This is a genomic window from Arthrobacter sp. NPDC055138, assembly GCF_053607305.1.
On record NZ_JBSGTH010000004.1, the window covers coordinates 454,238 to 466,474 of the forward strand.

A 12,237-nucleotide genomic window follows, 5' to 3' on the forward strand; every position below is an offset into this window, starting at 1 on the left:
CCTGATCGTTCCGCCGCCGCACCGCGGACGCCCACACCCAGGTCACTCGCCTGACCCCGCAGTCCGTCCACGTGACCTGTACCGCCCTCGACGTCCACCCGAATGCCTCGCCGGCGACCAGCTCGGCCGAACCCGGGAACCGGATCCACGCCTACACCGGCACGCGGGGAACCACACGGGCACCTTGCAGTGCTCGAGGTCCAGTTCTTCCGGGGTCAACGCCACCGGCTCGGCCCGCCTGGTGTAACGGGCCGCCAGCTTCGCCAGCGCGTCCCGATCCATGGGTTAAAAATAGAACACATATTCGAATTAAGCGAAGGGGGGAGTCAACCCGGGGATCAGGCAGAATGTGGACTACGTGGGGTTCGGTTAGGAGGGGTGGTCTGAAATGACGACTGACGTTTTGGAATACACGTCGGTTTCGGGCGGGGGCCAGCGAACTCTGGCCGCTTTGCTGCAGGACGCCAATACCGAATGCTGGTCCTCCCGCCGTATTGCGTTGGAAGCAGAAAAGCGAGGTATCACCGTCTCTTACACCGCGGTCGACAAGTACCTGCGCACCCCGCCGGTGACCCCTTCGGAGACTGTCCTGAAGGCTTTCTCTGCCGTTTTTGAAGTCCCCATGACTGCCCTCCGGAAGGCCGCAGCCGTGTCCCCGGGGGAGACCGAACCATTCATCCTGCCCGAACGGGCCAACCGCCACACCCAGCCCCAGCGCGAGGCCGTCCTGCACATGATCCGCGTCCTGCTCGCCATCAGCGACCTAGACTGAGCCTGGCAGGAAACACTGACCCCGTCCGTTCACCTGCGGATGCTCAGAGGCCTGACTGCTATCGAACGCCTCGACTTTTCGTTTCAATGTGAAACTGAGTGCTGTACCTACGGCGTCCAGAATGTCGGCCCGCCAAGTATGGCCTTGGGTCCATCCCTTCTGGATACACTGGTTCACACTCCTGCGCCGCGCTGATCGTGCCTCTAGATCTACTCATCTAGAAAGGCGGTTCCTGTACGATGTGATCATTTCTGCCCGGCGCACCTGCTGGAAGCCGGCGGATTCAGACCCCGACTGCACCCTCGTCTGTGAAGAGCCACTTCACCACCAGTGACGCGCGCACCAACCTCCGCCACCTATACCCCGAGCATTAGCAGCGACGATCTACTAGTCTCGGTCGTTCTCCAGGACGTTTGAGATGTAGGTGTCCGCGTCCATCCCGTACTCATTCATCGTCGACCGGTCGGATGACGAGAACATGCCGGCATGCCTCGAGTGGTCGTACCCACGGACGTGCCAGTGCGGGCTGTAGGAACCATCACTGTCGTCGACCGTACGTTTCGGCTCCGGAAGAGTGCGTCGGCCGTAGTCGATGCTGCGCAGGTACTCCTCGGCGTTTGCACGATTCGTTCGCTCCCTTCGGATGTCGGCGATGCGGTTGAGCAGCAGACCATACGGGATCGCACCAAGGAACAAGGTCATGCCGATGGCCCCGAAAGTGTTTGAGCCGGCTTCGTCTCCGCTTTTGAAAGCTTGGCTGCTCAGCCACCCGAGAAACAAGCCGAAGGCACAGGCAGCAGAGATGAGCCCCCATTTCGCACCGCCTCGGTAAGTTTCCCAGGAACTCTTGATCCGCCGGTACTCGGCGAGCTCCTCACTGCTCAAGAGGCGCTCGTCAGGGATCTGCTCCTTTTTCGCCAATCCAGGCCTGCCTTTTCGAATCGTCGGGCCGTGCACCACGGTGCTGTAACGGTGTAATCTACCGCACCAGACACGGCTGTCAAAGGCCATGAAAAGGTGCCCACGTGCGGCCTCGGAAATATCCCGTTGGTGGCCAGTCAGTTGCCCGCGGGGACGGTTGGTGTCGGCACCACCTGACACATGTTCAAACGAACAAATGCGCTTTGCTGAAGGCCAGGTTGCTGGTGAGGACCAGGGAGGCGTGTTCGTAGCGGGACGAGACGAGTTGGAAGAACAGGTTGGCCGATCCGGTTCAAGCCGCTGCCCAACGGCCTCCAATCCCAGTTCATCGAGGCGGGCGAACGTGGTCAGGTCAGGGGATACGAAGGTAGCGTTGGACACGTCGAGGTCTTCCGGATGGGCGGTGTGAGAACTTCCATCATCGGAAGGCCTCGACCCCTATCCGGCCACCAACGCGCCCACCGCGCTCACACATCGACTACACCCCGGATTGTGAAGAGCCAGCAAAGCCACCAGCATCAAGGCTGTGTCCCCTCGACTGCAGGACGGTGTGGGCGGGCTAGCGGCCGCCTTATACTGGTCGCGAAACGCCGTCATCAAGCAGCGGAAATCACTGCCCGGTGGTTAATTTAGATACGCTCCAGTCATGTCAATTTCACAAGTCAACACTTCGTCAAAATCGATAAAGCCTTGGATATATGGCCTTTTCGCCTGCATTGCCCTCGGGGTAGTAGTTGGATTCGAGATGCGCGAATGGACCCCCGGGTGGCTGCCACTAATAGTGGGGGTTCTGGGTTATATCGCCGCAATCGTAAGCATCGGAACAAGCAATGTCTTTCAGCCAGACCGCAAAAAGCACTATTCTCCCAACGTTCAGCGCGCTTGTACGTGCTTCGCCGCGTTCGCTATGGGCTCGGCGATTGTCACCCTCGTGCCTCAGCTTTAGCGAGCCTCTGCAGTCTGAGGATCTGCATTCAATCAGGAGTACGCAGTCGAGCAGGTTGCTGCACGGCCAAGTGGCGCTTACCAGGGTCGGCATCAGAGAGGAATGGACACGACCGAGCAGGGCTCAAAGATGACCCTGCCCACGACTTTGCACACCATTGCTGAGATCCGGAACGATATGGGAACCGGTCACGGGCAGACCCTTTGTCACGGACGAGCGGTTCGACGCAGCGCAGGTTGGCCGTAACTCAGCTTGTTCAAGGCGCCTTCTGCCCCATTCCACCACCGGATCTCCTCACCTGACCGGTTCGCATCAATAAGGCAGGTGGGGGCTCTGATAGGACTGTGGGGAAGGACCGCATGGTAATTTTTCTATTCGGTCGCGTGCCTGCCTTAGTAGGGGTCGCTAGTCCTCGTCGGCGTCAATGATGTAGAAGCTCCCCGTGTGAGGATCTTCCGTATCGCTGATCTGGCAAGCCTGCCCGCCTAGGCCTGCCAGGGCGGATAAGCTTTCACAGGCGCACAAGCGCTCTGCGCACGGACAGCCAGCCGCCGCCCGCATCGACCACTCCGAGGGACCACCCATGTCTATGACCGAACAATTCGTCGTGCCTGCAAAGCAGGACGATCTTCCGAGGATGAACGGGTTCGGCCTCGCTTCGCTCATTCTAGGCGCCTTCGCCGTCGCCGTTGCCTTTATTCCGGTCCTGGGGTTGCCGGCCCTCGTGCTCGGACCATTGGCCATGATCTTCGGAGGCATCGGCCGCGCGCGGGTTCCAAGGGATACGGTTGCGGGGACTGCCGGGCTGATTCTCGGAACGATCGGGACCGTGATCGCCCTCATCATCACTTTCCTGCTGGCCGTCAACCTGGTCCAGCTCCGAGAAACCTTCCCCACCCTTCCGCTCAATTCCGCGCAGGCCCCCTCCGTATCACCGAACGCCGCTAGGAGTCCGGCACCTGCCTCTGCGCCGTCTCCGGAAACCACCGGCCAGATGCCGGGCAAAAACTGCCAGGGACCCGGTGAAGCGGGGCTCGAAGGAGTAGCCGGCGGCACCCCGGTGACGTACGTCGTGGATGGTGAACCCGGGAAAACCTTCAACGTCGATTATGGGCACCCCATGGAATACGGCTGTGTCGAAGGGGTCTCCGGCCACTGGGAAATTACCAGATCGATGAGCGACCCCGAAATGGGTATAGGAATCACCACGTGGTATGACGGCGGGGGCGATGAGACGCCGACCTGCAAAATCCTGATTGACGGGAAGGTCGTCGATGAGGGATCGCTTCAAGGCTGCACTTTCTGACTGCCTCCGCGCCATTCGGGTGCTCAGGAGGCGAATGCCGCCCGTGACATAATGAGCTTGAGCTCGAGCGGACAAGACCTAACGGCCCAGCCCAACCCTTTGTACTTCCGCGAATATTTGCGCCCGAAACCGAGTTTTGCTCGTTGTTCACCCCAGCGTGCAAGGTGCGCTGGTAGCGTCCCGTCATGGATGACGAACTGCTCGTAGCACAGCCCCTCTCCGCCAAAGACCTCGCCGGCCGTGCAGGCTTCGATGAGAACTTCCTGGGCCAGCCCGTGCCGATGCCCGCCCTGCCCGGCGTGGAGACGGTCCTGTTGCCCTACACGCACTTCTCGGTTCTGATGCGTCCGGATAAGCGTCTCGCGGCCGTTACCGGACTGGGTATGGACGGCAGCAAGCTCATGGACCTGGACAGGGCGGGGATCTCCTGGCGGCTGGATCCGCGGCTGGCCTCCGATCTGCAGACGGGCGAGCGGGTCTACGCCCGGAACGACATCGACCGCGGCCACCTGGTCCGCCGGGCCTCGGCGGTCTGGGGCGACACGGTCGCCGAGGCGAAGCTGGCCAACGAAGACACTTTCCACTACACCAACGCCGCTCCCCAGGCGGCCAAGTTCAACCAGGGCCTCGAACTGTGGCTGGGCCTGGAGTCTTACCTGCAGGAGCATGCCGCCGAGTACCGCGACAGGATTGTCGTCTTCACCGGGCCGATTTTCAGCGCCAAGGATCCCGTTTATCGGGGTGTGGAGATCCCGTTGCGCTTCTTCAAGGTTGCCGTGTTTTTCCACCGGGGAGAGCTGGCGGCCGTCGGATACGTGGTGGACCAGACGCCTGAGCTGGGCGAGCTGCGCGACGTCCCGCGGCCGGAGTCGATCGACGACGTCCCGCCGCTGGGCCCGTTCCGGACGTTCCAAGCACCCATCAGGGACATCGCCGAGCTGACCGGCCTGGACCTGGACCAGTTGGTCGCCGTGGACCGGATGCCGATCGCCGCGGCCCTCGGGACTGCCCGCGTCGGCTCCACGTGGCGGAAACTGAATGCCGTCGAAGACCTCGACCTGGACTTCGATCTGGAGGACTAGACGGGGCTGCTTCTGGTTCTCCAAGTGCCCCAAAGGTTCCGCCGAGAGGGACAACCGATTCGCTGACGGCTCTTCAAGCTCAGATGCCCATGTCGTCGTGGATGCCGACGGTGGCAAACATGACCTTGCCCTCCGCGCCGCGCCAGAAGTGCAGCCGCCGGGCCGCGGCCGTGTCGACCTGCAGCGCCACCCGCCAGGCGGTGCCGTACTCGGGGTGTTCGACGTAGCCGGTGCCGCCCTTCGGTCCGTTGCGGAGCCGGTGCATGTCCCGGCCGGGCGAGCTATCGGCGATGCCGGTGAGGACCTCCACGGCGACAGCGACGATCTTGGTCCGGTCCACGCCTTGGATCCGCTCGACACTCGGCAGGAATCCCTCACCGAGGCCGTACTCCGCCATAGCCATCTCCGCTTTGGCAGCAGCAGGGATACGGGTGGTCCACTCCACGTAGATCTCATGGCGAAACTGCTCGACGGGGTCGGTGAACAGCGGGCCGGTGTCAGCGGCTGCGGAGATGTCCCGGGAAAGCTGACGGGCACGGGCAGCACGGGTTTGTTCGGTACGGACACTTTCGCGCAGGCGTTCGTTCTCATGGACCAAGGCGGTGTTCTCAGCAGCCAGGGCGTCCGCATCACTGAGCGCCCGGGTCAGGTCCCCGACGAGTTCGATCCGCTCCCGCGTCAGCAGGGCTACCCGCCGCTGGGCCTGATCCAAGGCGGCGCCGCTGGCTCCGGGGGAGGGCACGGGGGCCGCCGGCTTATGGTTTGAGGCCCTGAGACGCAACTCGGCGGACTCGGCTTCAAGGCGGCGGTTCGTTTCGTCGAGATCGTGCAGTGTCGTCCGGATCAACTCCAATGCGGAGGCGACGTCGGGGTGAACCGCAGCGTGGCGCGTGGTTGCCGGACGGGCCCCATCCTCATCGGCCGCGGCTGGCACATCGTCTTCAGCTAAGGCAGAGTTTTTGCCTTCTAGATCTGGTTGCGGTTCCGCGGGCTCGATGGACTCAACCGTCTGCGCTGGCGGTTGCTCGGCCCGAGGGCTCCAGACGATCCAAGGTTCAGCGCCGACGCAGAACGGCAGGGCCGGTGTGATCGACTCCGGTTTGGAGTCCTCCGCCGTGGAGAACTTCCAGGCCTTACCGTCGGCGCGACCGGAGAGCTCGATGCGGACTGCGATCACGCTGCCTGGCTCCATCGCGGCGGCGTGGCGGACGACCAGTCCGGGGAACAGGGCGATGCGTTTCTCAGTCAGGACCAGGGCCGGGTGAGTGATGCCGGCGCGGGCGTGGGCGACGGCCTCGGCGACAGTATGGATGCCGGAGGTAATGGTCAGCAGCCCGTCGTGGACGGTGCCGGTAAGCTTCTGACCCGGCGTGAACAGCCGCTCCGGATCGATTCCTGGTGCCAGGGTGGAGACATCGATGCGGGCCATGCCGTCAGCCACTTTCACCAGCACTCCGTCCGGGGGCAGCAGCATGGAGACCTCGCATTCGACGGCGTCGGGTTCCTTTGATCGGGCCGGGGTTCTCGAAGTGGTGACGGGAGGCGCGTACGGGTCCATATTGTCGACGTCCTCGGCGAGGAGGTCGACGGCGTCACGGGCTTCGATGTCCGAATAGGCCAAGCGAAGCACGGAGATTCTCTGGTTGGTGTGCCATGCTGTCCCGGTCGGGTAAGAACGGGCGGCCCCGCCGTAGACCGACGTCTCATCAGGCATGGCCTCATCGAAGTCGTAAGCCACCCCAGGTGTGGCCAGGAGGTAGACCGTGGCTGTGGTTCCGAGACGCCTGGCGACGGCGGCCGGATCGATCCGTGGACCCTCCCTCGTGGAGGAGACCACCACCACCGGTTGGTCCCGCTCGGGGTGGCATAAGAATGCTGCGAGGTCGATGGCGTCACGGCGCGTACCAACGGTCGAGTAGGAGGCGGCTGTCTCCGGTGTGGTGGTCAAGGGGTCCTCCGACCATGGGATTTCGGCCACTGTAGGCGGGCCAATGCATGCTTAACGGGCTCGAACGATTAGACACGATGCAACTACAGAAAGGGGGATGCCGGTTTGAAACTGGTTGGAGTTATGCGGATCGGCTATTCTCAGCTGGTCCTCAACCCGCAGAAGTACCAGTTACACCCCGAGCATGTTTGCTACAGAACGTGGTCAAATTCGCTTCATTGCCCGGGGCTCCGAATCGTCGCAGCCCCGGGGTCTTCGCGTTCTGCGCAGAGACGCTCCCTAAGCGATGAACGAGGCTACCTCACGGCTTAACGGTAGGCCACGAAACTTTATTGACGCGTTTTGTCAGTCGCAGTAGTCGCACTGGCTACTGACCGGCAGGAGAGTTGAGCACTTGCTGCAAGCCGGCGGGGGTGGCTTAGGTGCATTGCGGTCAATGGTTGCTTGGACCAGCAATTCTCGAGCCTTTGCTCGGAGCGCCTTAATGCCTCGCCAGGGATCAGGACGCATCCTTTCAGGTCTGTTGAGACGAGATTGTGGAAGGGCTGGTTCTGCATGGACAGTGCGCGAAGTTGGTCTCGATGGCTTTTGGAGTCGACCGGCTCTAGAGGATCGTGCACCTCGAAGAGATTGAAGTCGATAACGGGCTGGCCGGAATCGCAGTCAGCGAAGTACCCTGGGCACTGCTCGCCGAGCCATGACCTTGCGAGGTCATGAAGTCGCTTCCTCTCCCTTTGAGTCGCACGAATGGCTGAGAAGTAGCGATTTTCGACAATTGGCCGCGATAGACCCCGCCACTCAAAGTAAGGCTCGTGGATGGTGTGCCAGACGCTATTCAATGACTGGCTACCCAGATCACTCAAACGCATGAAGGCTACGACGGCCGTTAAGCTGTGCCCAATCTGCACCGCTGAAATGTCGATGTAGGCAAACTCTTTGGGGAGCTTCTCGCGCTTCCCGTCAAGCAAGAGATAACCTGAGTTTGGGCTGGAAACTGAGCCGATGCGTGCCCAGCTGAAACCACGGCCGCGCCGTGCCTCCGTCACCCGGTCCGCATTGGACCGGTCCATCGAAGAAAACAGCTTCTCGCTATCCCACTGATTCTTGCGTAGTGCGCGTACCAGTTGGGAGTATTGGCTTGGCGGGAAGATGTCTATCACCCAAATTCCACCTTGGGTGACCTTCTCTTCTGGGTCAACAACCAAGTTGTGCATGGGGTTGTCGAGGCGTTCGATCTTTAATCTTTCAAAGTGATTGAACGTCATCATGAAGTTTATGCCTCGGTTGGCGAGGTGACGTATCCGCCAAGGCATGCGCCGAACCGTGCGAGTATTCGAGAACCAGTGCAGCATCCGGTACGGAATGTCATACCAACGCCATCTGGTGCCTATCGCGGGAACCCGTTCGAATTGACGCCGAACTTCCCTTCCGAGCTCGTCCATAGGGGATGCGGTTGCCTGCGATTCATCAATGTGCTCTTCGCCTCCGTCATCCCCTGCTACTTCTAGCGGAGAAAACGTTGGGGGTTCAGGAGCGACGTCCGCCCGTTGCTCCACTGGATTTTGCTCATCAGACATGCCTCACCTCGTCATCAGCCTATTACTCCTTCACTAGTTGGTGCGGATGTCCGCGGAGTAGGGCCGCTAGATCGGCCGCTCAGCCTTCAGGCATGTCTTCCTGAACGCTAGATCGGCCGCTCAGCCTTCAGGCATGTCTTCCTGCGAACGCGCTAGGACCGCCCACCCGCTTCGCAAGGCCAGCTCGTCGGGTGTACGAGGTACTGACCCGAGTGGTCAGCACCTGGTTGATCCCTTTTCTAGGAGGGGCGAACCGCTCCTAGGGGTCCACCCTCGCGGTGGACGGAATGAGGTCGAGTTGCACTCCGGCGAATACGCGGTGCACGAAGTGGTTCCTTGCAGCGCGTCGCGCGATACTCGTCCTTGTCGCTGTTAGAACGCAATAACGGGTCGATAAAGTCCGGGAGGTCGGGGACGACTGAAATGTCGCACGCGCCCCAATACACGAGCACCTAGGGGTTCACGTTGAACCTATCGCTGAAGTAGACGCCGGCTGAGTCAGGACCCATTGAGCCCCGGCTCAGGAACGCTCGACCAGCCGTTGCAGCGCCTTGTCGTAGACATAGTCGGTGATCTCGCCGGACATGATCATTGCGACAGCCGTGTTGATGGTCTCCAGCGGCACAACGAACCACTCCGAGGGGTCGTAATCGCGTCCCTTCCGGTTGACCTGAGTCAGGTCCAGCCGCACCTCGGCGAACACGCGGTGCAAGAGGTGCTCTAGCCACGACGCACGCACGTTGTAAAGCCGGTAGTCCGCCAGCACCTTCACGGGTGCCATCAGATAGGTCGGCGAATTCGCCGCGTTTTTAATGCGGGTCTTGACGTCCGTCGTGGAGAAGCCGATCTTGTGGAGATCCTTCCTCTCCGCGATTTGAGGGTCGTCGCTGAGCGACTGCAGCACGTAGATATGGCCGCTCTCCACGTCCGCGTCGAGCACCTCGCCGGCATCGTGGCCAGTCCTAGCCAGGACCTGGCCCTGCGCCTCGTACATGCGGGTCATGAGGCTCTGCTTGTACATCGCCGATTCCGTGCCGTTCTCGAAGACGACGCGCAGACGCTGCTTCTGCCTGGGCTTGCCACCGACGATCAGGTCGACGTCCTCGCCGACCTCAGCGACAAAACACATGACGCCGCTCAACACGAAGAACACGCCTTCGCGGATTAGATCCATGCCAGTGAAGGGCATCAGCTTGTACGTGCCCTCGGCCAGCTCGGCATGCTTCGCCTTGAACAGCGGCTCGAACAGGTCGAAGTCCTCGGCCTTCACCCGCTGAGCGACCGAGTCCGGAGACTCCGGGCGCTTGATCACGGGCAGGTCTGAGACATCGAGGATGCCGGAGTCGTCGCCCAGCAGACCCAGATCATCATTTGCGAGCAGGTCATCAAGCGATGCAGGGGCCTCGGGTACCTCCAACAATGCAAACTCGTCGAGATGCTTCAGTGCTGCGATCTTTTCCTCGTCGGCGAGGATGCCATCGAGCCGGGCTCCGAGCTTTCGTTCGGCGATCTCCCGCGTCGTCGAGCTGGGGATCCGGCCATGGGCACGGCGAAACTCCACGACCTCCAGGAACGCGCGCTCCAAGCGATCGGCTGAGGTGACCTTCTTAGGCTTTTCCGGTGCGTCAAGTAGCCCGTCAACATCCGCGTCGAACAACTCTTGGAAATTCCCCGGGTAGGCAAAATCTACGGGTCCAACCGTTTCCGCTTCGCTCATGCTTCCTCTGCCATTTCCATCGACCGATGCGCGGCTTGATGCTCCTGCTTTTTGCGCTGCAAGAACAGCAGCACCTCGGCATATCGCTTCTCGGTTGGATCCTCAGATCGTACGTTCGGTCTGCGTCCTGCAACCTTGACCCAGTTCTGGATCTTCGGGAAAAGGGTCAGGGCTTCCTCTTCGCTGACCTCCACACGTGTGGCGGTGATGGTGTCCTGGATGATGCGCAGTACGGACGGCGTCACGGACTTCGACATGACCTCGAAGGCCCGCTGGAATGGGTTGACCGAGTCGATGAGATTGATATTGATGTCATCGATGTTGACGAACTTCTCGGCCATCTTGATGAACCGCTTATCACCGACCTCGCGGACTTCACCGTTCTTGATGACGGAGTCCACGATGACCTGTTGACGAAGCTCTTCAACTTGAGTCTCGTCCAGGTCGGGGTACCGCTCGCGGATAATTTTCGGGATCAGAACCTTGTTCGTCGTTTCGGGATCGACCGAGCCGGCGGCCGCCTTGGCGAAGGTATCGTCCTGCAGAATCGTTGCCTTCAGATCATTCAAATCCGTTTCCACGATCTGTTTGACGCGTTCGGACGATGGCTCCTTGAATCCCTTGATCTTGATGACTCCCGGCGGATTCACGTCATCGTCGTCAGTGCGCTTGGTCTTGAAGGTGAAGTTCTGCGCGAGCACCTGCTCCATCAGCAACGACGCCGTGATGGCCTTCAGCATGTTGTTCACCGAGACCTTCACCTCACTCTGAGTGGCGTCAGGCTCAGCGATCAAGTTCGTGAACTGGGCATGCTCCTTGCCGGGGCTGTCGCGGGTGACGCGCCCAATGATCTGGATGACCTCGGTGAGCGAGGCACGGTACCCGACGGTCAGGGCGTGCTCGGCAAAAGGCCAGTCGAAGCCTTCCTTCGCCATGCCCAGTGCGATGATGATGTCCACACCATCGCGCTCTTTGGAAGCTACGTGGGCAAGATAGTGGAGCGTGTCAGCGCGCTTCTTCTGGTCCGTGTCATCCACGAGATCAGCGACCCGAAGAATCTCACCAGTGTCTTTGTGGCGAATGCTGATGATCCCAGTCTCCGGGTCGGTAGCTTCGACATGGCCGATCGCGTCGATGATGAACCCGACTTCTTCGATCTTGTCCTTGGTGGACTCACCCGAGTTGACGTTCGGAATGTGAACGATTGTCTTCTTGTCCAGATGCAGGACCTCACCGATCGCATCGGTATAGCGCCCCTGGTAGAAGTGGTGCCCGATACCGAGCGAGTGCAGGTACTCGTAGCCGTTGAGCTGGTCGTAGTAGTTGAATGTGACCGGCGTGAACCGTGCCTCGTCCTCCGCAGACAGCACAGGCACGGAGTCACCGCGGAAATAGGAACCGGTCATGGCAACGATGTGCACGTCCGAGCCGTTCATGACTTCCCGCAGGAGCGCACCCAACCGGTTGGCCTCCGTGTCCGCTGAGACATGGTGAAATTCATCGATCGCCAGCACGGTACCGTTGAACGCTTCCGGTGCGAGCTTTTCAAAGGCGAACCGCAGAGTTGCGTGCGTGCAGACCAGCGTGGCGTCGGGGCCTTCAAGAAAGTCGATGAACGCTCCGACCTTACCCTGCGAGGAACCGGGGTCGCAGAGGTTGTGTTCGTCTTTGATTTCCCAGTCTGCGAAGAACCCGTTCAAGGTGAGCTTTGTGGAGGAGAAGGAGCCTCCGATGGATCGCTCGGGGACGGCGACGATGACTTTCTTCCGGCCTTGGTTGTAGAGCTTGTCCAGCGCCACGAACATGAGCGCACGAGATTTGCCTGAAGCGGGCGGTGCCTTCACCAACAGGTGCTGTGCATCGCGCTTGGCGAAGACGCGCTGCTGCATCTCGCGCATGCCCAGGGCATCGGTGTTGACCGAGGCCTTCGTGCGGGCATAGGTCACATCAACGATGTTCATCGGCTTG

The 12,237-nt window shown here is 60.9% G+C and carries 7 protein-coding genes and 1 pseudogene; 3 read left to right on the forward strand and 5 right to left on the reverse strand.

The window, feature by feature from the left end; translation table 11 throughout:
• The first annotated feature begins 388 nt into the window (after positions 1-388).
• Positions 389-772 carry a hypothetical protein gene (locus tag ACWF5H_RS12750; RefSeq protein WP_452037286.1) on the forward strand — a complete coding sequence of 128 codons (384 nt, stop codon included), beginning with the start codon at positions 389-391 and terminating at the stop codon, positions 770-772.
• 1,123 nt (positions 773-1,895) lie between these two features.
• Here ACWF5H_RS12750 and ACWF5H_RS12755 read toward each other — a convergent pair.
• Positions 1,896-1,979: pseudogene (locus ACWF5H_RS12755) on the reverse strand (ATP-binding protein); the annotation flags it as partial.
• A gap of 1,243 nt (positions 1,980-3,222) precedes the next feature.
• Here ACWF5H_RS12755 and ACWF5H_RS12760 point away from each other — a divergent pair.
• Positions 3,223-3,945, forward strand: a complete 723-nt coding sequence (locus ACWF5H_RS12760) for a hypothetical protein (RefSeq protein WP_452037287.1) — start codon at positions 3,223-3,225, stop codon at positions 3,943-3,945.
• A gap of 185 nt (positions 3,946-4,130) precedes the next feature.
• Positions 4,131-5,027, forward strand: coding sequence for a DNA/RNA non-specific endonuclease (locus ACWF5H_RS12765; RefSeq protein ID WP_452037288.1), 897 nt, complete (start codon positions 4,131-4,133; stop codon positions 5,025-5,027).
• A 79-nt stretch (positions 5,028-5,106) separates the two neighbouring features.
• Here the strand turns inward: ACWF5H_RS12765 and ACWF5H_RS12770 are convergent, their stop codons facing one another.
• The 4 genes from ACWF5H_RS12770 to ACWF5H_RS12785 all read right to left on the reverse strand — a co-directional run bounded on the left by ACWF5H_RS12770 (position 5,107) and on the right by ACWF5H_RS12785 (position 12,230).
• Entirely contained in the window at positions 5,107-6,975 is a 1,869-nt protein-coding gene (locus tag ACWF5H_RS12770) for a hypothetical protein (RefSeq protein ID WP_452037290.1), read from the reverse strand.
• Positions 6,976-7,304: 329 nt separating this feature from the next.
• A complete protein-coding gene (locus ACWF5H_RS12775) occupies positions 7,305-8,552 on the reverse strand; it encodes a hypothetical protein (protein ID WP_452037292.1) in 1,248 nt (415 codons plus the stop codon).
• Between the two features lie 520 nt (positions 8,553-9,072).
• Positions 9,073-10,269 (reverse strand): GIY-YIG nuclease family protein, encoded by a 1,197-nt coding sequence (locus tag ACWF5H_RS12780; protein WP_452037294.1) that lies wholly within the window; start codon positions 10,267-10,269, stop codon positions 9,073-9,075.
• Complete coding sequence (locus ACWF5H_RS12785) at positions 10,266-12,230, reverse strand: DEAD/DEAH box helicase (RefSeq protein ID WP_452037296.1); 1,965 nt, start codon at positions 12,228-12,230, stop codon at positions 10,266-10,268. Before ACWF5H_RS12785 ends, ACWF5H_RS12780 begins: the two co-directional genes overlap by 4 nt.
• Positions 12,231-12,237: the final 7 nt, after the last annotated feature.